The organism is Psychrobacillus sp. FSL K6-1267, assembly GCF_038003265.1.
GTDB lineage: Bacteria > Bacillota > Bacilli > Bacillales_A > Planococcaceae > Psychrobacillus > Psychrobacillus faecigallinarum.
The window spans coordinates 324,788-351,121 of record NZ_JBBOOR010000001.1 but is presented as its reverse complement, the minus strand read 5'-3'; the positions used below and the strand labels follow the sequence as shown (position 1 = coordinate 351,121).

29 protein-coding genes are annotated in these 26,334 nt (G+C 36.6%); 4 read left to right on the top strand and 25 right to left on the bottom strand.

What is annotated here, in order from left to right; all coding sequences use genetic code 11:
- Positions 1-9 precede the first annotated feature (9 nt).
- The 10 genes from MHB55_RS01775 to MHB55_RS01730 all read right to left on the bottom strand — a co-directional run bounded on the left by MHB55_RS01775 (position 10) and on the right by MHB55_RS01730 (position 10,560).
- Positions 10-1,677 carry an alpha-glucuronidase family glycosyl hydrolase gene (locus tag MHB55_RS01775; RefSeq protein ID WP_340862425.1) on the bottom strand — a complete coding sequence of 556 codons (1,668 nt, stop codon included), beginning with the start codon at positions 1,675-1,677 and terminating at the stop codon, positions 10-12.
- 97 nt (positions 1,678-1,774) lie between these two features.
- On the bottom strand, positions 1,775-2,749 hold the full coding sequence (locus tag MHB55_RS01770; protein ID WP_340862424.1) for a Gfo/Idh/MocA family protein: 975 nt from the start codon (positions 2,747-2,749) through the stop codon (positions 1,775-1,777).
- Complete coding sequence (locus MHB55_RS01765) at positions 2,746-3,432, bottom strand: hypothetical protein (protein ID WP_144538479.1); 687 nt, start codon at positions 3,430-3,432, stop codon at positions 2,746-2,748. The genes MHB55_RS01770 and MHB55_RS01765 overlap by 4 nt, the downstream gene beginning before the upstream one ends.
- A gap of 14 nt (positions 3,433-3,446) precedes the next feature.
- Positions 3,447-4,289, bottom strand: a complete 843-nt coding sequence (locus MHB55_RS01760; RefSeq protein WP_340862423.1) for a sugar phosphate isomerase/epimerase family protein — start codon at positions 4,287-4,289, stop codon at positions 3,447-3,449.
- A gap of 18 nt (positions 4,290-4,307) precedes the next feature.
- Entirely contained in the window at positions 4,308-5,282 is a 975-nt protein-coding gene (locus MHB55_RS01755) for an acetylxylan esterase (protein WP_144538477.1), read from the bottom strand.
- A 35-nt stretch (positions 5,283-5,317) separates the two neighbouring features.
- Positions 5,318-6,370 (bottom strand): Gfo/Idh/MocA family protein, encoded by a 1,053-nt coding sequence (locus MHB55_RS01750; protein ID WP_144538476.1) that lies wholly within the window; start codon positions 6,368-6,370, stop codon positions 5,318-5,320.
- A gap of 32 nt (positions 6,371-6,402) precedes the next feature.
- Positions 6,403-7,404 (bottom strand): zinc-dependent alcohol dehydrogenase, encoded by a 1,002-nt coding sequence (locus MHB55_RS01745; RefSeq protein ID WP_340862422.1) that lies wholly within the window; start codon positions 7,402-7,404, stop codon positions 6,403-6,405.
- 42 nt (positions 7,405-7,446) lie between these two features.
- Positions 7,447-8,250 (bottom strand): carbohydrate ABC transporter permease, encoded by an 804-nt coding sequence (locus tag MHB55_RS01740; RefSeq protein WP_144538474.1) that lies wholly within the window; start codon positions 8,248-8,250, stop codon positions 7,447-7,449.
- Between the two features lie 17 nt (positions 8,251-8,267).
- A complete protein-coding gene (locus MHB55_RS01735) occupies positions 8,268-9,164 on the bottom strand; it encodes a carbohydrate ABC transporter permease (RefSeq protein ID WP_151113792.1) in 897 nt (298 codons plus the stop codon).
- 118 nt (positions 9,165-9,282) lie between these two features.
- Positions 9,283-10,560: a sugar ABC transporter substrate-binding protein gene (locus MHB55_RS01730; protein ID WP_340862421.1), complete on the bottom strand. Its 1,278-nt coding sequence runs from the start codon at positions 10,558-10,560 to the stop codon at positions 9,283-9,285.
- A 661-nt stretch (positions 10,561-11,221) separates the two neighbouring features.
- Here MHB55_RS01730 and MHB55_RS22250 point away from each other — a divergent pair.
- Entirely contained in the window at positions 11,222-11,884 is a 663-nt protein-coding gene (locus MHB55_RS22250) for a DUF624 domain-containing protein (protein WP_144538472.1), read from the top strand.
- 22 nt (positions 11,885-11,906) lie between these two features.
- On the opposite strand, the gene MHB55_RS01725 is transcribed toward MHB55_RS22250, so the two are convergent.
- From MHB55_RS01725 to MHB55_RS01680, 10 genes are all read right to left on the bottom strand, one after another.
- Positions 11,907-13,136, bottom strand: coding sequence for a sugar ABC transporter substrate-binding protein (locus MHB55_RS01725; protein ID WP_340862420.1), 1,230 nt, complete (start codon positions 13,134-13,136; stop codon positions 11,907-11,909).
- Positions 13,137-13,646: 510 nt separating this feature from the next.
- Complete coding sequence (locus tag MHB55_RS01720; protein ID WP_144538470.1) at positions 13,647-14,423, bottom strand: sulfite exporter TauE/SafE family protein; 777 nt, start codon at positions 14,421-14,423, stop codon at positions 13,647-13,649.
- Between the two features lie 100 nt (positions 14,424-14,523).
- Positions 14,524-14,751, bottom strand: coding sequence for a sulfurtransferase TusA family protein (locus tag MHB55_RS01715; protein ID WP_144538469.1), 228 nt, complete (start codon positions 14,749-14,751; stop codon positions 14,524-14,526).
- Positions 14,752-14,793: 42 nt separating this feature from the next.
- Positions 14,794-15,921, bottom strand: coding sequence for an MBL fold metallo-hydrolase (locus MHB55_RS01710; protein ID WP_340862419.1), 1,128 nt, complete (start codon positions 15,919-15,921; stop codon positions 14,794-14,796).
- Positions 15,922-15,979: 58 nt separating this feature from the next.
- Positions 15,980-16,375, bottom strand: a complete 396-nt coding sequence (locus tag MHB55_RS01705) for a DsrE/DsrF/DrsH-like family protein (protein WP_340862418.1) — start codon at positions 16,373-16,375, stop codon at positions 15,980-15,982.
- Positions 16,376-16,386: 11 nt separating this feature from the next.
- Complete coding sequence (locus MHB55_RS01700; RefSeq protein WP_144538466.1) at positions 16,387-16,950, bottom strand: sulfurtransferase TusA family protein; 564 nt, start codon at positions 16,948-16,950, stop codon at positions 16,387-16,389.
- A gap of 51 nt (positions 16,951-17,001) precedes the next feature.
- Positions 17,002-17,298: a rhodanese-like domain-containing protein gene (locus MHB55_RS01695; RefSeq protein WP_144538465.1), complete on the bottom strand. Its 297-nt coding sequence runs from the start codon at positions 17,296-17,298 to the stop codon at positions 17,002-17,004.
- Between the two features lie 15 nt (positions 17,299-17,313).
- On the bottom strand, positions 17,314-17,655 hold the full coding sequence (locus MHB55_RS01690) for a rhodanese-like domain-containing protein (protein ID WP_144538464.1): 342 nt from the start codon (positions 17,653-17,655) through the stop codon (positions 17,314-17,316).
- Between the two features lie 11 nt (positions 17,656-17,666).
- Positions 17,667-18,143: a DsrE/DsrF/DrsH-like family protein gene (locus MHB55_RS01685; protein WP_144538463.1), complete on the bottom strand. Its 477-nt coding sequence runs from the start codon at positions 18,141-18,143 to the stop codon at positions 17,667-17,669.
- Positions 18,144-18,198: 55 nt separating this feature from the next.
- Positions 18,199-18,459, bottom strand: coding sequence for a metal-sensitive transcriptional regulator (locus tag MHB55_RS01680; protein ID WP_144538462.1), 261 nt, complete (start codon positions 18,457-18,459; stop codon positions 18,199-18,201).
- Positions 18,460-18,751: 292 nt separating this feature from the next.
- Between MHB55_RS01680 and MHB55_RS01675 the strand changes: the two genes are divergently transcribed.
- Complete coding sequence (locus MHB55_RS01675; protein WP_340862417.1) at positions 18,752-19,669, top strand: DMT family transporter; 918 nt, start codon at positions 18,752-18,754, stop codon at positions 19,667-19,669.
- A gap of 111 nt (positions 19,670-19,780) precedes the next feature.
- Here MHB55_RS01675 and MHB55_RS01670 read toward each other — a convergent pair whose 3' ends face one another.
- Entirely contained in the window at positions 19,781-20,014 is a 234-nt protein-coding gene (locus MHB55_RS01670) for a hypothetical protein (protein WP_340862416.1), read from the bottom strand.
- 10 nt (positions 20,015-20,024) lie between these two features.
- Positions 20,025-21,287 carry a cytochrome P450 gene (locus MHB55_RS01665; RefSeq protein WP_151111573.1) on the bottom strand — a complete coding sequence of 421 codons (1,263 nt, stop codon included), beginning with the start codon at positions 21,285-21,287 and terminating at the stop codon, positions 20,025-20,027.
- 151 nt (positions 21,288-21,438) lie between these two features.
- On the opposite strand from MHB55_RS01665, the gene MHB55_RS01660 reads away from it, so the two are divergent.
- Positions 21,439-22,068, top strand: coding sequence for an alpha/beta hydrolase (locus MHB55_RS01660; RefSeq protein ID WP_340844032.1), 630 nt, complete (start codon positions 21,439-21,441; stop codon positions 22,066-22,068).
- Positions 22,069-22,137: 69 nt separating this feature from the next.
- On the opposite strand, the gene MHB55_RS01655 is transcribed toward MHB55_RS01660, so the two are convergent.
- The 3 genes from MHB55_RS01655 to nagA form a co-directional block, all read right to left on the bottom strand.
- Complete coding sequence (locus MHB55_RS01655; protein ID WP_340862415.1) at positions 22,138-23,139, bottom strand: YeiH family protein; 1,002 nt, start codon at positions 23,137-23,139, stop codon at positions 22,138-22,140.
- Between the two features lie 193 nt (positions 23,140-23,332).
- Positions 23,333-24,040 carry a glucosamine-6-phosphate deaminase gene (gene nagB / locus MHB55_RS01650; protein ID WP_186318166.1) on the bottom strand — a complete coding sequence of 236 codons (708 nt, stop codon included), beginning with the start codon at positions 24,038-24,040 and terminating at the stop codon, positions 23,333-23,335.
- A gap of 10 nt (positions 24,041-24,050) precedes the next feature.
- Entirely contained in the window at positions 24,051-25,217 is a 1,167-nt protein-coding gene (nagA, locus tag MHB55_RS01645; RefSeq protein ID WP_340862414.1) for an N-acetylglucosamine-6-phosphate deacetylase, read from the bottom strand.
- Between the two features lie 406 nt (positions 25,218-25,623).
- Here nagA and MHB55_RS01640 point away from each other — a divergent pair, with 406 nt between their 5' ends.
- Positions 25,624-26,331 carry a hypothetical protein gene (locus MHB55_RS01640; protein WP_144538454.1) on the top strand — a complete coding sequence of 236 codons (708 nt, stop codon included), beginning with the start codon at positions 25,624-25,626 and terminating at the stop codon, positions 26,329-26,331.
- Positions 26,332-26,334: the final 3 nt, after the last annotated feature.

Below are 26,334 nucleotides of genomic sequence, written 5' to 3'. Positions count from 1 at the left end.
CTCCATCTTTTATTTATCGAGCCATTCCTGTAGAGTTTTCTCTGCAATAGTTTTTACATAATAGAAGTAGAATTTGGACATTTCCTCAGAATTATATGATTGGTTATTATCCTTTGAATAAATAGGTAGTAGCGTCTCTACCTCAGTAAAATCCCACTCGTCAAAAAACTGACCTATCTTTTGTAAATAGTTTAAAATCTCCTGAACCTCTACGATATTTGTAACCTTCTCGGGGTCTACTACTCTAGCCGGGAATAACGGAATGTTCCATTGAGTGTAAGGTGCAATGATTTCTTCTAACAATAGAAACGTCCGCTTGAACTTCTTCGAATCCTGATAGCTTTGGAAATATAAGTCTAACGCTCGTTCTAATTCCTCGCCCCAAGCAAGCTTCGTATATATATAATTATTGAAATGTTGGACCCACTTCCATGGATATCTTTTGTCCATTTCCGAGGAATGTTCTTTCAAATGTGGTGGTACAATCAGATTTAACATTCCTGTTATGTTTTGCTGCTGATAATCCTTTAGGTCTTCATCAATTCTTCTTGCTAGGGGTGGGAATAACTCGCTTAGCATGAAATGGTCACTATAATATTCTAAAACGGTTAGATTTCTACCGTTCTGTATGACTTGTGCGTTCCAATCCTTTAATGCATGGGTAGCTCTTTGCTGATTAATCTCTTGAGATTTTATACTATCGGCGTAGTTTCTACCCCAGTACGCAAATAGAATATCAACATCAGACGAGACATTAGTGTCATTACCACGTTCTAGCATATTCCACGAAAGTCCAGCATTATAGACTATATGCTCTACCTCTACTGACTGGCCACTACTCTTTAATAATTTATTTAAATTTTCAGTAAACAAAATATAACTGGACATGAAGTCTCTACCGTTTTTCTCACCAATACCAACATCCTCTGGCCACAAGGATATTCTTGAGATGACTTCATTCTCTTTACAAATGTCTACTATTTTTTGAATGACCTGCTCCTGTATTGCCTTGTCTTTTGTAATAAATTGAAGATTTTCTTGTTTATCACTCTTAATTTCTATCTCGTTTAATAAAAATTGCAGGGAATGACCACCTAACGTCACCTTCACACCTCTTTTTTGTAACGTAGGTGCGACATAAGCTTTTACTTTTTCCCATAAAAAGAAAGTAAAAAAATATTCATTATGACCATTTTTTACTCCCCAATCAATTAATGAGTTAATAAACATTGGATCATCAATCGTTTCAATAATATTTCCCCTTCTTTGAAAGGACGGTTCAAATATAGAAAGTACCAATTCCTCTTTCAACGATGCATGGACTAATTCTTCTTGATTCAAATGAATCCATCTGTATCCCATGTATATTTCACAGTACTTGTAAATTCCATACAAGACAGAGCGTGGTTCCTCCCCAATAATCCATGTATTTGAGCCTTGTTTTACTATGGCAAAGCCATCTAGTTTTAAATTTATAGCTACTTTGTCCACATTTAGTAAAGCTTCATATTGTTTTCTAGTGACTAACAGAATTCGTTTTTCATCTTGGGCGCTCTCTTTCAATTTTTCATTATATTGAAGGGTACTTTCTATACCTGCCTTCCTTAACAATCTCCTTAACTCTCCTACTGCAAATAGAATTGTTTCTTGTTCGTCAAAATAAGTAATCAAACACATCTCTTCACCACCCTTTATAGTTAATATATTTCTTCTTAGTTACAGTAAAAGGCACATGATTTTCTCTTAGTTGATGAAAACATGCGCCTTTGAAACTCTATAATTTTATTGGTTGTTTTAATTTGCTGGATTCATATGCGGCCAAGGCAACCTCTAGTGATTTTAAACCATCATAGCCAGTAACCGATGGCTCTCTTCCCTCTTTAACACATTGAACGAAGTCCTGTATTAATCCAAAGTCCATGTCATTTCCATAAAAAACATGCTCAAGAGACTTTTCTCCACTAATAAACATACGGAAATGCTCTTTAAAGGCATCTACCTTAACAATTTGTTTGGTACCAATAACTTCTATTGTTGCATCACCCCAAGCAGGATACTCCGAGAATCTTGACCAACTTGGATCATGAGAGGCTATTACTCCGTTTGCAAACTCTAACGTCAGTAAACCAGCATCATCTATTTCAATATGATGAAAATAAGAGTCAACTATAGAAGACACTTCCGTAATTTCCTCTTTTAAATACCAACGCATAATATCCACCATATGTACAGTATGATCAAGCACTGCTCCCCCTCCAGCCTTTTCTTCCTCTATAAACCAGCCACCAGGGTTTTGTCCTCTGTTAGTCGTACGAAAAGAAATAATATCTCCTAACTCTCCCTTTTCAATCATCCCTTTTAAATGCAGAATCGGAGAACTAAATCTAACTGGGTACGCTACTTGCAGAATGACGGCTTGTTCTTGGCAAACTTGTATCATTTCCTTTGCATCTTCTATGTTAATGGCGATAGGCTTTTCACATAAAATATGCTTTTTTGCTTTTGCGGCACTTATCACCATCTCTTTATGGCGAAAATTTTCACTACAAATGATAACTGCATCCATCTCTATGGAAAGAAATAATTCCTGATCCATATAATATTCTGTATTAAACAAAGCAGCTGCCTTTTGCCCTCTCTCCACCAAATCATCAAAAACAGCAACAATCTGCACATCTTTAATTTTTGTTAGTGCATCAGCATAACTGTTTGCATGCATATGAGCAAAACTCATCATACCTACCTTCATATAAGTGCACCCCCAGCTACGAAATTCTTATAATATCGTACTTTGTCAATAAGCACAGCATCTATCTTTTTAGCAGAGGAGACTAAATCGTTAGCAGAGTATTGTAGCGGGAGTAATTGCCCCCTTAACTCATCACTATCAAATTCAACTATCTGTTTGATGCCACTCCATTCCAATTCAATACGATTAACATTAGCAAACGTAAATTCCACATGGGCCATGACTCCACTTTCAAAACGTATCATCAGAATAATATGACTTATTACAGTCTCAAGCTTACTCTTTTTTATGTGTTTCTCTTTAGGTTCACCAAATAATAAGGACAGGACGTAAAGGTCATCTGCTATAAGCTGAGGGTTATTCCCTTTGGATATTCTTCGAAAACGAAACACACCGTTTGATGTAATACCTTTTTCTATAACTTCTTTTATCTTTTGATAAAATGGATGACACTCTAAGTCAAAATATACTTTAGCATTACTATCCTCATTCACATGCTTAAGTAAGTCTGACGGAATATAAAACTCATGTCCTCTTTTTTCTAGGGCTGTTAAATTTGACTCTGTCGCATCCATCACAAAAGAACTTTTTGTACTATTAATCATCACTAGTTGTTCAACAGAATGAAGTTTATCTGCTTGCGCTAATTCTATATTGTTAAAGCTACTCAAAATAACACTCATAATGTTTCACTCCTTCATTTCAACAGCTTTCTCAGACGGCGTACAGCTTCCTCGTTAGCCATTTTTGCATCCTCAAAACCTTCATACTCGATTGAGAGCCAATCCTGGTAACCATATTTTTTTAACCCCTCTACTATATAGGCAAGATCGACTTTCCCATCTCCTGGGATAACTCCAATTAACTCTTTTCCTTCTGTAGAACGGAATCCTTTTACGCTTTCATGAGTGTGCTTCTCTCTAAAATCCTTAAAATGAACATGAGCAATTTCTTGCTTAAGTCGATCAAATGCTTTCGTAGGCTCTTCATGGACTAATAAGAAGTTACCTGTATCAAAGGTTGACTTCACATACGGACTGTTGACTGCTCTAAGAATTTCATGAATCTGTAGACTTTTTCCTGCTAGTAATCCATGGTTCTCAACAGCTAAGACTATCTTTTCTTGTTCTGCTATCTTTGCACTTTCTTTTAAACCTTCAATTATCCAATCAAAACATTCTTCATAGATAAGACCCTCTCTAATATCCCCACAGAAAACACGAACAGTATTAGCATTCAATTCTTTGGCCACACGAATGCCCTCAATTACCTTCTCGACCTCAGCTTTTCGCTCAATCTTTTTTTGATGAACGAAATTATTTGTAATATCATAAGCTGAAACTTCTAGATTGTTTCGTTGTAAATTCTCGACAATTTCCTTAATTTCTTCATCTTTATTTGCTGGGTTTTGCCAGTAAATATCTAACAGCTCTACCCCGTCCAAGGAAATCGTTTTTGCATACTCAATAAATTCTGTTACTCTCCAACTCTCTCGCCGAAGAGTAGAAGCTAAACTATACATACTTATACTGATTTTCATCATCTGACCCCCTATCTATCACTCCAACCAATTCTTTCTTACAAACTCTAGTTTCTTTTCTTCATGAAAGGGATTTACCTCATGTGCGTATTGAGGATAGATTTCAATTTCCTTATTTGATGTTCGTAAATGATTATAGGCTGCAAAGACAGTAGAGGGAGGGGTAACAGGATCCTCCAGTCCAATAGATATTAAGGTCGGGCAAATAATAGAATCACAAAAGTGGACACAATCTATATAGCCTAGTGTTTGCATTACTGATTCATAGGTTTCATATTGCGGATCTGTATACTTAAAATAATTCACAAACTCCAGATAAGGACCTGCTTGAGAAATCTCTATTGCTCGCTCAAAGTTTGCTAGGAATGGATAATCTGCAACAACTAGCTCTACCCCTTGATCCAATCCTGCAAGACCTAGAGCTAATCCTCCTCCTTGGGAACTTCCAAGAAGTCCAATCCTCGTTGGCTCAATTGGAGTTTCAGACGACCTTATCCAATTGAGCTGAAATAAAAGATCCTTATACACGTTCGTATAATAATAATTTTCAGGCTCATGAATACCATTCAACATCCAGCCCAGTGTCCTACCCCCATTGTTATATTTAGCATAGTCCGGAGAACTACCTTGTGCGCGGACATCAAATGCATAAACTGCAATGCCCATAGAAACCCACTTTACGTAATCCAAAGGTAATCCGCGGCTACCTGTGTAACCATGAATACTCAGCATTACAGGACACTGATCTACTCCCTTTGGTTTTATGGCCCACCCTTTTAACGGTGTACCATCCCAGCTTACAAACAACAAATCCGCGACCTCCATTGTAGGAATCACATACTCCTTCCAATCGATTGAGACCTTCGGCTGTAAGCTATTTATTTGTTGCTGTTGTTCGACCCAAAATTCACCAAAATCTGACGGCTTGTGAATAAGCTTTGGTTGATATACTTTAAGTTGGTTTAATGGGAAATCTGCGATTTGTCTACCCATATTTATCAAGCCCTTTCTCTAATTGAACCAAATGCTCACAAATAAACTTCTTTACCAGTTTGAGCCGACTCATAGATAGCATTTAACATTTTCATTACTTCTACCCCGTCTTCAACAGGAGCAACAGGAGATTTGCCTTCCAAGCAACATTCTACAAAATGATTAATTTCATTTGTAAAGGATCCAGCGAAGTCAAAGCTTTTATTGTCAACCTGAGGAAGTATATTCAAAATCGTATCGTTCTGCTCTGTTACAATAACCAGCTCTGGTTCTATTTCAGCTCCACCTTTGTTTCCATACAATTTCACGCTCAGTTGATCCTCCTTTGCCTGAAGCGTAAAACTCACATCTACAGCTAAGGAAGCACCGTTTTCAAAACGAATCAATGCATTTGCTAAATCTTCTACATTATTTAAAGAGGAATCATAATCAGCAGCCTTGTAAAAGGAAAGATTCTTAATATTACTGCGGTTACCTAATTTCGAGTAGGTATTGCCGCTAACTGAAATCGGACGTGGTTTCCCCATCATATACCAGCATATATCAATCATATGAACACCCAAATCCATGAGAGCTCCTCCCCCAGATTTAGACTTATCACTAAACCAGCCACCTGGATTGCCTAACCTTCTTAAACAAGAAGCCTTTGCATAATAAATTTCTCCTAAATAATCTTGATCTATAAATTCTTTTAAGAGATTCGTGTTATCACCATGTCTTCTAACAAAGCCGACTAGTAAAACCTTTCCAGATTTTTCTGCTGCTGCTTCCACTGCTAAAGCCTCTTCTACCGTCATACATAATGGTTTCTCAACTAACACATGTTTTCCAGCTTCCATTGCTGCAATAGCTATTTCAGCATGAGTATTATTCCATGTACAAATACTTACAGCATCCACATCTTTGTTGGCTAATAACTCTTTATAGTTAGAATACAAATGAGTGACCCCATATTGGTGTCCACACTCCGTAAGCCTTTGTTCATTTTGATCACATAATGCTATTAGTTCTACCTGTTTATGTAGGATATAAGGGGTAATATGAAATTGCGAAATTGACCCTCCACCAATTACACCAACCTTTAACATTAAAACTCTCCTCTCAGTTTATAAAAATCTACTTATCGAAAACTAATAAGCTTCGTCAACGTTTTCGATTTCTTATTAATCAAATCTTTATATGCAGCTGGCGCCTGATCTATGTTCACTTCTTCTGTTATAAATGAATCAATCTTAATACGCTTTTCTTTTACTAGTCTTAAATATTCCGCTACATTTCTTCCCTCTGTCCACCTTACATATCCATAAGGATAGTCCACCGCTTGCTTCTCATAGACAGGATCATATCTCCCTGGCCCCCCTGCCCTGGATATAAGAATTTGAGCCTCTTTTCCAAACATTAATTCCCTAGGGAAATTCGGCTCGACATCACCTACAATAACTATTTTTCCTTGACCGCGTATCCACTCTAAGCTTTGTCCTGTAAGTGTAGTTCTCTTGCCGCCTGTACAAAGCAGTACAGCATCTGTTCCTCTGTTGGCAGTGTGCTTTTTAATCTCTTCTTCCATCTCGTCTAGCTTAGAAAAGGAAGTAATTCCTGACTCTTCTGTTAACATAGCTCCTCGCTCTGCTTGTGTATCGAAAGCAATAACATCGTAAGCTGCAGCATGAGCAATCTTTGCAATCATTTGCCCTAACAATCCAAGACCAACAATCACTACTATTTCTCCAAAGGCTAATTTAGCTACTCGAAGTGCATGAATAGCGATTGCTCCAATTCCAGCTAGAGATGCTTCTTTTGGATCCATCCCCTGTGGCACTTTCGCACATAAGGTCATTGGCACACATAGATACTCGGAATGTCCTACGTAAGGTGCTCCATAGCAAGCGACTATATCTCCTTTTTGAAAGCCGGTTATACCATCACCGCATTCCTCCACAATACCAACTGCGCTATAGCCTAAGGAAATCTCTCTTTCATTGCTTGCTGTTATTAAGCTTAGCTCCGTTCCTGGAGAAATCGCACTGTACAACGTCTTAATCAAAAGAAAGGAAGGCATAATATCCATTTTGGGTCTGTCCTCTATAAAAACCTTTTGATCTTTAGCAATAACTGACTTCACTTCACTCACTCCTTACTTCAAAACCTATTCAGTTAGGCTTCATTATTTCAAACCTGACATTTGTATTCCTTCTGTGAAATATCGTTGAAAAAACAGGAAAATAAGAAAGGTTGGTATAAAGGAAACTGCTGAACCAGCCATTTCTATTCCAAAGTTACCTTCCTTCCCTAGCATGGACGCCAATCCTAGTGTTACTGGGAACATTTTTTCCTGCGTTAAATAAATTAGTGGTTGAAATAAATCGTTCCAGTTTGATATAAAGGCAAATGTTCCTACAGTAGCCACTACTGGAATAGAAAGTGGCAAAATAACTTTAAAGAATATTTGTAAATCATTTGCTCCGTCTATATAGGCAGCCTCTTCTAAATCATTTGGTATTCCCTGTAAAAACTGTCTTACTAGGAATACTCCCATGATTCCCCAAAGCTCAGGAACAATGAGTGCCCAATAGGTGTTGATCCATCCAAAATCGGAGAACATAATATATTTTGGAATGATTAGCAATTGCTGAGGAATCATAATAACCCCCATAAATACCCAAAATATAAATTCTCTCCCGAAGAATTTTTTCTTCGCAAAAATATATCCTAAAATTGCACAGAAAATCATCTGACTAGCTACCGGGATAACTGTGATAACTATGGAGTTGAAAATCCATCTGACAAATAGACCGTCCCTCATAATATATAAATAGTTTTTTAGAGTTGGTTCATCCGGTATCCAAAAAAGTGGATCTAGCTGGGCATACTCTACATTTTTAAAGGAGCCTAAAATCATAATGATAAAGGGCATGAGAAAACAAAACCCTAACAATAACAAAGCAATGTAGGAAATAACCTTTTTCATAGTTTTTCATCTCCCTTCTAATAGAGATTAGATTCTTTCCCTAAGAACCTTCTTTGTAAAAGAGAGATCATTAGGATGATGAAGAATAACACATAGGAAAGTACTGCTGCGTAGCTTAAATTTAAGCTAGTAAAGCCTTGATTGTATAAGTAATAAACAATCGTCGTCGTTGCATAATTTGGACCGCCACCTGTTAATAGGTAGGCAGAGTCAAAGATTTGGAAAGAGCCAATGGTTGTCGTAATGGCAACATAAAAGTGTATAGGCTTCAATAAAGGAAAAGTTACCTTCCAAAAGATTTTAGTAGTGGATGCCCCATCCATTTTGGCAGCTTCATATAAACCCTTATCTATTGATTGAAGTCCTGCAAAATAATAAATCATTGTGCTGCCTGCTACTTTAAAAACGCTTAGTGCTGCTAACACTGGTAAAGCCTGGCTAGAATCAGATAAAAATAATTGAGGCTCAATGCCTATTAAGCCTATTAGATAGTTAATCATCCCTTCTTCTGTTCCTCTAAATAACCAACCCCATATACCGGCAATAATTACAAAAGAGGTAACAACCGGCAAGAAAAATATCCCTTTAAAAAATCCGGCCATCTTTACTCCTGAATTAATAATTAAAGCAAGTATCAGTCCTACAGCCATTGTTGGTACTATATAATATACGGAGAATTTTACTGTGTTCCATATGGCTTTCCATGCGAGCTTATCGCTTAAAAAATATTCCCAATGTTTAAGACCTACAAATTCTGGATCTCCAATTACCTTCCAATCCATAAAAGTCAAATAGAAGCTCAAAAGAAATGGATACACTTGGAAAATAGCAAAATGTATTAATATGGGGATAAGAAAAATATAGACGATCGCATTACGATCCCATTGTCTTTTTAATCTTGCCCGAAGAGTCATCCCGCTTTTCTTGGACACTAAAGGCTTACCTAATGTATTTACCAGTGTAAACACCCTTTCTTATGTAAATTAATCAATAGAGAGCTTGATCTGTTTTAGATCAAACTCTCTATTAGATTTATTTTACTTTTCCTTTAATCGCTTCAGCTGCCGCATCCGCTGCCTCTTTTGGAGTTTTCTTGCCTTCCATCATTGTTTGAAGCTCCGCTTGGATTAACGGCATGATGTTACGTCCCTCTGGATGTATAACCCCCGGCATTGCAAACTCAGTATAAGTTGCTAGCTGCGCAAGATACTTCTGTTCTCCAAAGATATCCTTTGCAGATTCACGTGTTGGAATGTACTGAGTAACCTGATTAAATTTACGTTGGTTTTCTGCACTCGTCATAATTTTTACAAATTCAGCTGCTGCATCTGGATTTTCTGAGTTAATAGGTACTACGAACATACCAGTAGTTCCATAAGTAACTTGTTTTTTGTTCTTTAATGGAGGTGCAATAACAAATTCAAATGTATCTTTACTTAACATACGGCTAATTGATGCCCCAGATCCTTGAACAGAAAGCATTTTACTGCTATCCCATAAAGCGTCGTGCTCTAATGCAGTAATAGAATCCTTTGGAATCCACTCATTTTTATACATTTTGTTGATAAATTCGAAGGCTTCTACTCCAGCATCGCTGTTAATCATTACTTCATTGTCAGCTGTAAGCACTTCTCCACCTGCTTGCCATAGATATGGATACAACGTTCCATTCATAGAACCACCGCCTTGGAAGCTAGATGCATAATATCCTTTTTCTTTTGCTTTTTCAGCCCATTTTTCAAATTCTGCCCAAGTTGCTGGAAGCTTTGATGGGTCTTCTCCAATTTCTTTAATGATGTCCACGTTATATAGGAATGTATATGCTTCCTGAAGAATTGGTAATCCATATACCTTATCCTTCCAAGTAGTTGAAACTAATGCACTCTCCACAAAATCTTCCATGTCATTATCTTTTAAATATGGATTAAGATCCAATAACATCCCCGCTTCGGCATATTGCGGCATTTGGTCAGGAATAGCATAGAATACATCTGGCCCATTATTAGCTGCTAAAGCAGTCAGCACTTTTTGATCACGATTCGCCCAAGGTATTTGTTCAAAGTTCACTTTCACTCCAGTAGTTTCTTCATAAGAACTAATTATTTCCTTCCACATCTTACCTTCTACTTCCTGGTCACCTGTAAAAGGGTGTGCCCAAACTGTTATTTCCCCTGAGAAACCATCTTCTTTATTTCCTGCTTTTCCAGAAGTTTCTATCTTTTCACCCGCATCCGAAGCATCTTCCTCACTACAAGCTACCATTAGAGCACTAAATATTAATAACAATAAAAAAAAGCACAGCTTTTTCATTTCATTTACCCCTTCCCATTTATAACGGTTTTCTCTTAGAGCTGACAACTAGCTGTTTTTAAAAGACTACCTCCCTTCAAATAAGCCAATCTTTTTAATAAGGAACGTAGCCAGCGCCTTTGTCTCTAGCAAATGGAGCTAATCACTTAACTAGAAAAATACTCAATAAAAAGTTCTACTTCTTATTCCGTAAAATAGTAAGCGCTGTCATAGCAAAATTATAAATTTTTTTAAATATTTACTTTTTAATCGCCTTTTAATATACTGAAATTACTAAATTATTAATTAACTTTTAATTAATCTTATATGATTAGTAATAAAGAGACAATGTCTATAAATAGTCTTTAATTGATAAAATGTTTTATTTAGTAAAATTAAATCAATTTCATAATTCCTGTTTTTTTAAAAAACACGAACAATCGAACTATGATATAAGCCTTCACCGTCGGTTACGCATCGTTTGCGATGGCTTATCTGTTTCACTCATCCCGCAGGAGTCGCCGCACCTGTCGCTACAATCAATATATTAGGAATCTTCGTGTTTAATTGGTAAAGAACTATTTACGAAATCAACTCAATTTAATATTAAACTTTTAAATTTGAGAATTGAAAGGCGTGATATATTCTGAATTGGGATAGCTTTAATAACATCGCCTATAGGATGCTTTCACTGATCTATTTAAATTTTTTATGGATTTTTTTTAGCATTGTAGGGTTAGGGGCTTTTGGTTTATTTCCTTCTACTATCGCTTTGTTTAGTACTATTAGAAAACTGCTAAACAAAGAGAACTATGAATCGATTAAAATTTTCCCTACGTATTGGAGATTTTTTAAAAAGGATTTTTGGAAGGCAAATGGCTACGCCTTAATTTTTGTTCTCGTGGGTTATTTTCTAGTTTTTGACTTTCAATTTATTCTGTTAAATGATGGCCAATTTACTTTTTTAATACCAATTCTATTTTTTATTCTTCTCTCTAGTATTCTTATTTTATCGTTTTTCTTTCCTGTTTATGTTCATTTTGACTTAAAGTACTTTGAGTACATAAAGCAATCCTTACTCATAGCTATTACCTCTCCATTAGAGCTTTTAGGCATTTTAGCAAGCACAGTTGCTATGTATTTTTTTCTTACATTTTTGCCTGGGGCAATCCCGCTTTTCTCTGGAAGCCTACTTGCCTACGTCATAACCTTGTTGAGCTTTAGAGCCTTCAGAAGAATCGAGAAAAGACAAGAAAAGAACAGAAACGCAGATTCTATCTCTTTGAATGATAGTACTAAATTTGAGGAAGTCCCTTCTCTAACTAAAGAGAGCTCAATCTATTAATAAGATTAAGCTCTCTTTTTCTTTATTTTAATTTTTCTTCAATTGCCTTGGCTGCTGCATCTGCAGCTTCTTTAGGAGTTTTCTTGCCTTCTAACATTGTTTGTAGTTCCGCTTGTATTAAAGGCATAATGTTTCGCCCTTCCGGATGAATGACCCCTGACTGTGTAAATTGAGTGTAAGATGCCAATTGTGCTAAATATTTTTGATCATCGTAAATATCCTTTGCCGATTCTCTAGTAGGAATGAATTGGGTTTCTCTATTAAACTTCCTTTGATTTTCTGCATTGGTGATTACCTTTATAAACTCTGCAGCAGCATCTTTATTATCTGAATTAACTGGCACAACAAACATCCCAGTAGTACCATAAGTAGCCTGTTTTTTATTTTTTAATGGCGGTGCTATCACAAAGTCAAACGTCTCTTTTTCTAGCATTCTACTAACTGATTTCCCTGCCCCTTGAATAGACAGCAGCTTACCGCTATCCCATAATGCATCATGATCTAAAGCAGTAATAGAGTCCTTTGGAATGTAACCGTTGTTATATATTTTATTGATAAATTCAAATGCCTCTACTCCGTTTTCGTTATTAATCAACACTTTGTTATCTTCTGTAAGAATTTCACCGCCTGCTTGCCATAGATAAGGGTAAAGTGTCCCATTCATTGAACCTCCGCCTTGAAAGCTAGAGGCATAATAACCTTTTTCTTTAGCTTTAGCAGCCCATTTTTCAAACTCTTCCCAAGTGGTAGGAAGCTTTGAAGGGTCTTCTCCAATCGCTTTCACTACATCCACATTGTACATAAAGGTCTCGACAGATTGAAGAATTGGTACACCGTACATTTTCCCCTTCCATTTAGTAGGGATTAAAGAGCTTTCTACAAAATCGTCCATATCATTGTCTTCCAAATAAGGGCTTAGATCTACGAGCATCCCTGCTTCAGCATATTGAGGCATCTGATCGGGAATGGCGTAAAACACATCGGGTCCATTATTGGCAGCAAGAGCAGTCAAAATTTTTTGATCGCGATTAGCCCAAGGGATTTGTTCAAAATTAACTTTCACACCGGAAGTCTCCTCATATGAAGCAATTAACTCTTTCCACATTTCTCCTTCTTTTTCTTGATTGTCAGTGTATGGATGAGCCCAAACGGTTATTTCCCCTTTGTCATTAGAACCAGACGTTTCAGAATCATCATTACAAGCAACTAGTAATAAAGTACAGAATAGAAACAAAGAAAATAACTTTTTCATTTCACTTTCCCTCCTAACTATTTGTATTCAGATTACATTTTTTTATTTTCATAAAAACCAACCTTCTCAAATTCCTCCTTTCATTTTCATCCGACTGTTCTCAAGGATAGTAAGCAATAATACAAATTACACTAAGGTATATATTAACAAAAATTACAGATTCTAAATCAAATAGTGACCTAATAGTATATGATTGACTAGAAAGAAACAATGTCTAGAAATGGTCTGTAATTCCCCATATTAAATAAAACGACATTATTGTGAATGAATTAAGAGCGTGGAAAAATAACCCAAGAGTTTCACATCGAGGGTATCAATGGCCTTTTCCGAGTCTAACAATCGCTCTTAAACAAATCGTTTATCATCTGTCTCTGCATGGAGGGAGAAGGGTGTAACCATCCACGTAGAAAGCGTAGCGCCTGAAACGAAAAAAGACTATAGACAGTTTCAAATTTCTTTGAATTTGTCTATAGTTTGCAACATCATTAATAATGATACTTCTTTATAATCCTATAAAATATCCAACCAAATTTTAATGGCAGTTCCTAAAATGAGTAATGCAAGTATGAACTGTAAAACTTTCGTATTCATACTCTTGCCTGCTTTGGCTCCAAGTGGTGCTGCTATTAAACTAGCTACAATCATAATAACTGCAGGATAATATTCAACCTGTCCCGTTGATACTTTACCTATTGTCGCACCAATAGAAGATATAAAAGTAATTGCTAAGCTTGTAGCAATTGTCATTCGTGTTGGTATTTTTAATACTACTAGCATAATTGGCACTAACAGAAATCCACCTGCTGCCCCTACAATTCCCGATCCAATTCCTACTATAAAAGCTAAAATAGCTGCTAAAAACTTGTTAAAGGTGACTTCATTTAAAGGCTTATCATCCACCTGTTTTTTTGGTACAAACATCATGACTGCCGCTATTAACGCTAAAATGCCATACACAATGTTAACTGTCTCCTCGGTTAATCCCTTTGAACCGAAGCTACCTACAAAACTACCTATTAAAATAGCTCCACCCATATAAATAATAAGTGACTTATTTAAATATCCACCTTTACGGTAAGCCCATACACCCGCTATAGAGGCAAAGAGCACCTGTACTGCGCTAATCCCTGATACCTCATGTGATGTAAATGCTGTAAATCCGAACATGACTGGTATATATAATAGCATCGGGTATTTAATGATTGATCCCCCAATGCCTAGCATACCAGACACATATGAACCGACAAATCCTATAAGAAAAATTGTAATGATCCAAGGTATATCCATATTTATTCCTCCTTTTAAGAAAAGACAGACAAACTTTGAAAACAGCTTTTGTTTCCTTATTTATGAAAAAAGGGGACCACTCTAGGGTCCCCCTATCCACTTATGCTTTTTGAATCCAAAACTTTAGAACTCCAGCTTCCTCTAATTGCTCTAAAATAGTGTGACCTCCAGATGAAGCCCAGGCAGGAATATCTGCCAAAGCTCCTTTATCGGTTACATGTACTTCTAATATTTCACCGGACTCAATTGTATCCATTGCCTTTTTAGTACGAACGATCGGCATTGGACAAGCTAAACCTTTTGCATCTAATACTTTTGTTGAATTCATTTTTCATTTCTCCTTTTAGTAAATAGTTTTTCTTTAGACTAATTAGCGCACAGCACAACGGTTTGGACCTATTTCCATTTCTGTTTGTTCTTCTGAGGTCGGCGTTATTTTCCCCATATTGACTTGACGGATTTCTTGATAGGCATTAGGTTGTGGAGGAAGATTATCAGTAACAATGCTACGGAATTTATTTTCATCCTCAATATTTAAACCATGGTTTTCTAAAAACAAATCTCCTAATCTTTTCGCAACAGTTCCATCTACATTTAATTCATCAATTATCATGAAGTGAGCAGGTAGAACGATTAAATCATCAGAAAGCTCGCGATAGCGTGTATACAATGTTTCTCTTAAATCTCCAACCCAGTCTTCTGCCAGACCAGCTAAATCTGGGCGTCCTATGGAATCAATAAATAAGATATCACCTGTTAATAAAAACTTGTTATCTACAATAAAAGAAGTAGATCCTATTGTATGCCCTGGTGAATAAATTGCTTGGATAGCAATAGTTGTATGACCAATTTCCACTTTTTCATCATCTACTAACGGTGTGTAGTCAAATACGACTTCTACTGCGTCCTTTGGTGGCAAGTAATAAGTAGCACCTGTCTGCGCAGCAATTTGACGGCCACCAGAAATATGGTCTGCATGTAAATGCGTATCAAAAATATGTGTAATCTTTGCTTTTTTACTTGCTGCGAAATTGATAAATACATCAGCCATGCGAGTAGCATCTATAATTGCCGCTTCCCCATTAGAGATAACCATATAAGATAAGCAGCCTTTTCCTAAACGAACAAATTGGTATAGTTCGCCTCCATCCTGTAGGTCACTCACTTTAATTGGCTCGAGGTATTCACTCCATGCCTTCATCCCACCTTGTAGATAAGCAGCGTCACGTCCTGCATCTGAAAGCATTTCTGCTACCATAATGGACGACCCTTCCTTCGCACAAACGACTAAAATATCTTTGTCAGCAGGTATTTGAGGTAGAATTTCTTCTACACCATCCAGTAATTCAAAATAAGGTATATTTAAGTATTTAAATTTATGTCCTTCTATTTTCCAATCAGCAAATGCATCCGTGTTACGTACATCTAAAATGAATAGATTTTCATTATTAATTACTTTTTTTGCAATTATATCTGCTGTCCATTTAGTTACTGTCATGTCCAAATTACCCCCATAGGTATTATTTTCGTTAAAAATTTTTAAGCATTTTGTACGGTTAGAAAGTCAATGTCGGAGACGCGTCTTTTGCAAATTCTAGAAACGTCACTGCTCCTCCCACTTCGATACCATTAACAAAATCCTCCTTTGTTAATCCCATTACATCCATAGTCATTTGACAAGCAATAAATTTAACCCCTAATTCCTGCGACATTTCCACCAGTTGAGGAATATTAGGTATATTCGCGTTTTTAAACCCTTCCGCTAGGCTCTCTCTGCCTTCAGGCATTGGTAATACCTGCATTCCTTGTTTATGGATTAAATTCAACCCTTCGAACGTAAAAAATATTGCTACCTCTTTTTCTGTTGCTGCTGCAGCTGTTGCTATATTGAACACTTTGTATGCATCAAAAAGTCCACCATTACTTGCTATGATTGCTACTTTGTTTGTCATCATTTTTCCTCCTAAATTGTTTTTTTAACGCTTCCGCTCCACTCTGTCATACCTGGTATGACATTCCAAACTTTTGCAAATCCATTTTGCACTAGTGTTTGTGCTGCAAGATCGCTTCGCTTGCCTGTTCTACATATCACATAAACCGGCAAGTCTTTATCAAGTTCATCCATTCTTTCTTCTAACTCGCCCATTGGAATAGACTTAGCTCCATCTATGTGTCCAAAAGCAAACTCAGCAGTCTCGCGAACATCTAAAATTGTTCCTCCATCTGCCACTTTTGCTATTAGTTCATCCAAGGCAATGATTTCTTGATGCTGATTTTCTTCCATAGCCTCATTTGAACATTTACGAATGTAATGCTTTAGTACATCCCCATCTTCAATTGTTCCAATGTATTGATGCCCCACTGTTTTAGACCACGCGGCAAGATCTGCCTTAGAGCCCTTGTCCGTAGCTGAAACTTCTAAAATTTGACCATCTTCTAAACCAGCCATGACCTTTTTTGTCTTTACTATAGGCATTGGACAAGCCAAACCTTTTGCATCTAATTGAACATCTGCTTTTAAACTCATTTATACTCTCCTCCATACCTAATAGGGTATTATATTTTAGAAAAAATTTTTTTAGTTTATTTCACCTTCCCAAGCTAACATTCCACCAGTCATATTTGTAACATCATAGCCTTGGCTATCTAAAAACTGTGTGGCACGTCCACTTCTACCTCCAGATCGGCATACAATAACGTAGGAATCTTTTTTCGAGAGCTCATTCATACGAAATTCTAACAGACCTAGTGGGATGTGAATAATCCCTGGTATTGCTCCTTGCTCCACTTCATCTACTTCTCGCACGTCAATTAAATTTACTTTCTCACCCTTTACTAGTTTTTGTTCTAATTCTTTTGCTGTTATCTCTTTCATTTAAACTTCCTCCTCTTATCTCCATGCACTCATGCCACCACGGACATTTGTGACACGATCATAGCCTATTTTTTTTAATTGTTTACACGCATTACTACTACGCATACCACTTTGACAAATCACTACAATCTCTTTATCCTTCGGTAGCTCATCCAATTTAGATCCCAATGGGATATTTTTAAACTGTCGAATATTTCTCCCTTTATATTCAGCTGGAGTCCTCACATCTATGAAGAATTTATCTTTGTCATTTAATATATTTTTCAGCTCTGTAGTAGTAATATTTTTAATACCCTTTGCAGGCAACATCTTCCATGCAAAAAATACTACTACTAATGCAACAAATATCCATTCCATTTGTCTCTCTCCTATATAAATAGATTTACAGTGCCATCTTCAGCGTCAGCCAAGTACGCTGCTACTCCCGCATACTGAACACCATCGAGTAATTCTTCTTGTTGTAAGCCCAGCAAATCCATCGTCATAGTACAAGAAACTAATTTTATATCTTGCTCCTGTGCCATCTCTATTAACTGAGTTAAAGAAAGTGCATTATGCTTTTTCATGACATGCTTAATCATTTTAGGTCCCATACCAGCCATCTGCATTTTAGATAGTCCAAGCTGCTCTGCTCCCCTCGGCATCATTTTGCCAAACATTTTTTCTAAAAATCCTTTTTTAACCTCAATATGCTGTTGTTTACGTAGCGCATTTATTCCCCAAAATGTGTGAAATATTGTAACCTCATGATCGTAAGCTGCTGCACCGTTTGCAATAATGTATGCTGCCATCGCCTTATCATAATCACCACTGAATAAAACTATCGTAGTTCTTTTCTTTTCCATCTCAATCTCCTTCATACCTGCCGGGGTATTATTTTATTTAAATAAAAAAGCCGGACTATCGGCTCTTTACAACCAAATTCATTGCCTCTTGAATAACAGAATTCATTTTATCTTTATTTCCTTCTGCTTCTTGCACACATTCTAAAAGATTGTTACTAACAATTACACCAATTGTACGATCTGCTGCAGAGCGAACTGCTGAAAGCTGGGTAACGACTTCCTTGCAGTCCTTGCCCTCCTCCATCATCCGTAAAATTCCACGAAGCTGGCCTTCCATTCGTTTAATACGATTAATAGTTTTTGCATCGTATGCCAACAAGCACACCTCCTTCTGAAAATTTGATGAATGTTATAACCGTTATATTATACCCCTCTAGGTATTTTGTCAACCAATATAAAAAAGTAATTTTGTCCCTTAGTGATAATTTCCCTTATATATCTGCAAAAAGGTATGTGTACTAAACACTAGTTGATAAATTAATTATTTATTTTTAATCAAAAAATAGATGGATTGTTTAATTTACATATATGTTGTAAAATTCACTAGTTATATTAAAATATTTTTACTTACTTTAACACACTTAATCTAAAGGTAAGGTGAACTATAGATGAATACGAAAGCTTTTTTACTGGCGATTTTGACTGTAGCAATTTGGGGATCTTCTTTTGCAGCAATTAGCGCCAGCTTAAACGGAGGTTATCCTCCCGGTCATTTGGCATTATTCCGTTTTTTGATTGCCTCGCTTATATTTTTACTCATTGCACTCTGGCCAGGAAGTAAATTTAAACTACCCGAAAAGCAGGATGGGTGGAAAATAATAATCTTAGGCTGGATTGGTATTAGTTTGTATCATATATGCGTCACTTTTGGACAGATGACTATTTCTGCAGGGACTGCAGGCATGTTAATTGGTTCTGCACCAATCGTTACCACTGTGATGGCTGTAATTATTTTAAAGGAACGTTTAGGTAAGGTAGGATGGGGTGGTTTAGCTTTCGGCTTTATCGGAATTATTCTTATTGCTTTTGGAACTGGGGATTCTTCCTTTGATATCTCTCCAGGAGTATTCCTAGTTTTAATAGCAGCTATTGCAACTTCTATTTTTTTCGTTTACCAAAAGCCTTTATTTAAAAAGTATAGCGCTATTGAACTTACTGCTTATTTTACATGGACAGGTACTTTGCCTTTTCTATTTTTTGCTCCAGGACTGTTTGATACACTCCAAAGTGCAACAAATGAAGCTAATTTATCGGCTATTTATATTGGAATATTCCCTACCGCACTTGCCTACCTCACATGGGCAATAGCTTTATCTCAAAGTAATGCAAGCTCTGTTTCAAATACATTATACGCTGAGCCGGTTGTAGCTATAGTCATCACTTGGATTTGGCTTCACGAGCTTCCATCTCCTCTCTCTATTGTTGGAGGAGTAATTGCTATTAGCAGCTTGTTGTTCGTCAACCTTTATGGAAAAAAACAACGGCTATCCCTACAACAAAAAAAGTTGGTCAAGTCTCATACATGATTGGCAAGTGAGTAGGTAGTTCTTCAGCTACCGCTACTTTTTCTCGAGGGGCAAGGCACTAGACAAATCTTTGCTTCTTGTCTTTTAAAAAGGTACCTAGTGACTGAAAATTCACTTAGGTACCTTTTTTTTAGTTTTATCTACACGATGGTATTCAGATATTTGGATTACTCGGACATCCTCTGTATTTAACTCATGGTAAATTCCTCTACTATCTCGAAAGGAAATATATTGGTCTCTCTCACTTTGGATAAGGTCCTCAGCTTCTTCTTGAGAATCTAAGTGTATAAACCTCCTAATGTAGTGGTTTTCATCAAAAAAGTAGGTTACTTTAAATTCTTTCATATTTGTTCTCCTATTGCGGCTTGCTTCTTACATTAGCCATGATAAATTTGCTATGTGGGAGACTAGGTATACTCACCATACTATAACTTAAATCTTGATTTGGAATTTCATAATCAAGTTTATTTGAAAGATATTGAAGACTCACCTTCATTACTTCAATGGTTACCCATTCTCCAGCACAGCGATGTCCCATATTGAAGTCACCTCCGCCTTGTGGAATAAAGCTAAATGGACTCTCATCCCACCCCTCGAAACGTTCAGGATTAAAAACTTCAGGATTATCCCATAGGTTTGGGTCATGGTTGGTACCATATAAGTCCAATAGCGTTAACGTACCCTTTTCAAATTGAAAATTGTTCCATATAAAATCCTTCTTCACTCTTGCAACAGCCATTGGAAAGAATGGATAAAAGCGACGTACCTCTTGGACAAACATTTGTTGGAATTGTTCTTCATTCTTTAAAAGTCTTGATTTATTTTCTGGATATTGATGAACAGCTAATCCAGTGAAGGTAATATAGACGGAAATTGCTACAATTGGCCTGATAATATTCAGTACTTCCACTGCAACGATTTCTTTGTCCAAAAGTTTACCATCTATATCCCTATGAATTGAAAAGTTATACAAGGCAGAGCCTTCCCGTGGTGATAACTCCTTATTTCTAACTTGCTCCACCATTTCTCCAACCCAATCCTCTAATTCCTTCCTTGCATGCCTTCCCATCCAATGTTCGGGACCTAACGCAGACGCAGATTCAAATAATTTAGTCAGTTGCTCCGTCCGCTTTTTAAGTTCACCCTCATTTAAAGGAACGCCTGCCCATTCACATGCTAGTTGGCATAATAACTCTCTGGATTCATCGTATAAATTAATCTGTTCTTTTTGCTCCCATTCGCTACCCTTTAAATCCCAATTCTTATGAGTCAGACTTTTTAAGTGCTCCAAATGTGAAGGTGTCATTATAGACATGAACATACCTTTTCGGTTTCTATGCTCTTCCTCGTCTAAAGTTTGAACTCCCCCCTCACCAAATAACGTTTTTTGAAGTCTCTTTGGTGCAGCTCCATTCCTCATAAATTTGTCATTGTCATAAAAAAGTTTTGATGCTTCCTCTCCACCCAAACATATTGCCTTTTGTCCTAGGAGACGAGTTTCAAAAATATTAGAGGCGAAACTCTTCCGCCTATTAGCCAAGTACATATATCCTTCCCGTAATAATGTGAGGCTATGATCCAAACCCTCTTCTTTTGGCATTTGACTTGAATTCGTCATTTCAACCATCTCCTTATTAGCTACTATTGTTGGTTTACTTTTCCCTTTTTAATCTGATTAAAACTAGCAAGGGGCTAACACTAATGTTTTAAAAGATATAAGGTTGGTATGCTAAAATAAATGTACAGTCTCCAGAAGGGAAGAAACCATTATGAAATCACCTTTTACATACAAATACTTACCACCTAAAACTATCACTCCCAACCAACCATCTCTATTTTTACTGCATGGTATGGGTAGTAACGAAGAGGATCTGCTCCAGCTTGTAAAAGAATTCGAAGGAAGCCATCATATATTTAGTTTGCGTGGACCCATCGTGTTTAGTCCTGGATATGCATTTTTTACTATTGAAGAAGCGGGAAAACCACATAGAGAGGTTTTTGATAAGGTCGTGACTTATCTGCACCAATTCATCGCAGAGGCCATAGAAGAATATAATCTGGATCAAAACAAAATAAATTTATTAGGTTTCAGCCAAGGAGCTGTATTGGCTCAAACTTTAGCTTTTACTATGGGTAATGTTATTAATGGAGTAGTTGCTTTAAGTGGTTATTTACCCGATTTCGTTAAAGAGGAATACAGAAAGCATCCTATTGAACATTTGAACGTTTTCATATCTCATGGGGATTATGATTATGTCATTCCATCTCAATGGGGAGCAGAGAGCAAAGAGTACTTTGAGGAACAAGGAGCTAATGTGACGTTTAAAACATACGAAGACGGTCATGGTGTTATTCCTGAAAATCAGCGTGATATCGTTACTTTTATAAAAGAACTATAAGAAAATTTCTATGAAAAATGCTCTAAGCTGATTTGCTAATAATCAACTTAGAGCATTTTTATATAACATCTACAATAAAAGCAATATTAAAATTAAAGCCACAGAAATTTGGAATACCCCTACTCCTCCAGCATATATAGTTAAATTCCATCCCGACTTTATAAGTTCTTTTATCTTTACCCCCATCCCTATCCCTGCTAGTGCGATAATTTCTAAATATCCTCCTAGCTCTTTTATAGGATTAGTAATGGTAGCAGATGGCTGCAATAAACTATTAATACAGCATAGTAGAAGGAATCCTGCCACATACCAAGGAATAATTTTACCAAAGCTAAACTTATCTTTCGTCGCTACCTTACTTTCCTGTTTTCTGAATTTAATCTGCTTTAACACAAAAACTACTGCGACTAAAAAAATAATTCGACTTATCTTAAATACCGCTGCTTGGTCCTTTACCTCTTCTCCAACAATACTCCCACTCGCAACTACTTGTCCTACCGATTGTAGCGTACCTCCTATGAGAGCAGCAGATGGTATCACAGCATTAGAAAATACAAGATTTGTGATTACCGGTAAAAAAATCATTAGAACAGATCCAAGAAGGTTAACCAATGTCACAGATAAAGCAATATCAGAGGATTTGGCCTGGATTGCTGGCCCTGTCGCAGCAATGGCCGAGGACCCACATACAGCATTACCACTAGCCATTAGTAAGGAGAAATCTTCGCCAAATCTTAGCTTTTTACCAAGCCAGACAACAAAAATGATGGTTAAAGACATTTGAATAACGATAAAAGAAAGCCCTGACACTCCCATTTCCATGATTGTTTGGAAAGTTAAAGTCGCCCCCAATAAAACGATGGAGTAATACAAGAGATTACTTTCAGAAAATTTCACTCCAGCAGACCATCTTGGAGACGAACTAATTTTCAAATTCCCAATTAAAATACCGATTAAAATAGCAAACAGTCCACTTCCCAAAGCAGGAAATAACTCCCCGATAAACCTTGCTATAACCGCAATGATCATACATAAGAACAACCCTGGTAAAATTCGAGCAATTTTTTTCATATCTATCCCTCGCACTAAACTTCTAAATAAAAAGCGTTAGTTTTCTTTATACTAAACTTTAGAATAAGACTTTTATTATCGTAAGTAAAATGAAAAAAAGCTATTAAGTACTTAGTAGATACCTGACCTCCTAAATAGTTGGAAACCAAAAAATCCTCCAACTTGTAAGAGGGAGGATTTAGTATATGCTTTTTTAACTACCGTAAATAATCGTCACATCAGGATGATTCTTTAGACAGCTAGCTGGAAATTCCTCTGAAATACCTTCTTGCTGGATACGCTTAAGAGTTTCAGTTTTATTTTCGCCAAAAGCCAAGAGAATAATTCGCTTAGCTTCCATAATAGTTTCAATCCCCATGGTAATTGCAAGCTTGGGAACTTCTTTTTCTTCAGGAAAATATTTGGCATTATCCTGCCTTGTTTTCTCAGCAAGCTCTACAATATGGGTTCTTGTTTGAAAAGAAGTACCAGGCTCGTTAAACCCGATATGACCATTTACCCCAATCCCTAACAACTGAAGATCAATACCACCATTCTGCTCAATTAACTTATCATAATAGGCACATTCCTTCTCCAAATCCTCTGCTAAGCCATTCGGAAGATGAGCATTTTGTCGCGGAATATTAATATGCTTAAATAGGTGCTCGTACATATAATTATGGTAGCTAGTAGCCTCCTCCGCTGCAATTCCCACATATTCATCCAAGTTAAAGGTATTTACCTCCGCAAAGGAAATATCGCCCTTCATGTGGCATTGGACTAGTTCTTTGTAAAATCCTTCTGGGGTTCCTCCTGTAGCCATCCCTAACACACTTTGCGGCTTTTCAATTAGCTGCTTCTCAAAAATAGCGGCTGCCATTTTGCTCATTTCATCATATGTATTTACTTTTATCCATTTTATATTATTTGCTTTAACCATTAGAATAACTCAGCCTTCCTCTACAAAAAGTATATTGAACCTCAAAGGAATCGTTTAGCAATACAATGTCCGCATCTTTTCCAACTGCAAGACTTCCTTTTCGATTATTTATCCCTAATCTCTTTGCTGCGTTTGTCGACGTTATTTTCACTAGCTCATGTAAAGGTAGATTAGTTAAACTCTGAATCCTTCTCATACCTTCATTCATTTTAAGCACACTTCCAGCTAGAGTTCCATTTTCCAAGGTGGCAGTACGATCAACTACCTTAACCTTTTGATCACCAAGTGTATAGATTCCATCGGGAAGTCCCTTCGCTCTCATGGAATCTGTTATGAGGATGATTCTATCAGTGCCAATTACCTTCATTACTAATTGGAGCATATCATCGGAGAGGTGGATGCCATCAGCGATTATCTCACAAAAAAGCGAGTCATTCATGAAGCCCGCACCTACCATGCCTATTTCTCGATGATGAAGACCTGTCATCGCATTAGTAAAATGGGTTAAATGGGATAAACCATTTTGCACCGCGTCATTAACCTCCAAATAAGATGCCTTTGAATGTCCTGCGGAAGAAATTACCCCCTGTTCTTGTAAAAATTGAAGCATCTTAAATTCTTCGTCAAGTTCCGGGGCTAGTGTGACAACTTTTAATTGAGCAAGATGTTCTCCAAACCAGGTTTTCAACAATGAAACAGATGGTTTTTGTATATGCTGAATAGGCTGAGCTCCCGCCTGCTCCGGGTGAATAAATGGCCCTTCCAAATGGAAGCCTAGCATTTCTGCACCCTGTTCCTCATTAGATTTTTTTAAAAAGCTTGTGTTCACATCTACCGATTGCTGTATACGTTCCTGTGAATGAGTAATAGTTGTTGCTAAAAAAGATGTAGTGCCTTCTTGGGGTAAGTACGCAGATATTCGTTCTGTTGCATCTATCTCTCCGTCCATAAAGTCCGCCCCCACTGCTCCATGGATATGAATATCAATAAAGCCAGGCATTGCCACGTAACCCCTCCCGTCCATTATAGCTCCCTCATATCCTTCTATTTTACCCTCAGATATACAAGCAATCTTTTCGTTCATTATTAAAATATCTCCATCAATCAATCGGCCATCTTCTGCGCAAATCTGAACGTTTTGAATAAGATAGTTACTCATTAGAAACACCTTTCCATTGAATATTTTGACCACTAAAAAATTATATATTTCTAAATAATCATACAATATATAACGAAAGATTAATATCTCTTCAGAGCTTTATTTAAATAAGATCTTCTAATCCATATTTGTATGAATCCATTTCATGATTAAAAAAGACGAGCTATGGGAAGTTAATACAAGGTATGATTGATTTCCTATTTAGAAGACCCTTTCCGTTGCGGATGATAAGCTCACTGGAGTCGCTGTCTGGCGCTAAAAGAAACAGTGTAAAAAAGTTGGGATTTAATAGTAAAGTGCTATATATGTAATTAGCTCATATTACTCAAAATTATAATATATTCATTAAAAATAATTGTTTCATCAAAGTTTTAATGTATGATATATAAAAATAAGGAGGAATATTATGGCATACTCATTTTCTTTAAAATACCACCCATCTATTGATCAAATAATTATTCATACCTTAAAAAAAGAAGGGTTAGATGAAATATCATTAGATTCAAGGCTTAAGAATATGTCTAAAATTGAAGCAATGGATCGATATTTTGATTCCGAAGAGATACAAGTAAATACCGAATCAATTGCCCATTTTGTCCACCATGCTTTTTATATTGATTTAGACAAAGCTTATCTGTTAGACAAGGAAACTTCAGCAAAGCTAGAAGATCCTTCTCCAAAGGCTGCTATTACTTGGTGTTTGTCCAATCATCAACAAGAATGGACCGGCGAGCAAATTCGTGCTCTATTAATAAAGCTGTTTGGCATTAACACAAATGGTCTTGCATTCTTAGAAAATAAAGGAATCTCCTTATATTCTAAAAAGCAGTGGATTCTTCGACAGGACAGTGATTTGTTTATTGTATCTACTGGAGCTAATGACATAGATGTATACATAATAGCAACTGATTTTTTTAAACTTAAAACTGGATTAGACGGCTTACCAGAGAGTTTACATGAAAACTTAAATAGTCTTGGTTTTACCTATGACCATGAAAAAATGTGTTATTACTATTGTACTTCTGATAACCAGCCAGTACCTGACGCATTTAAAAAACAGGTCCTTGATAGTTTAATAGAAGTGATAAATACTAAGTACAGCCATGCCATGTAAATA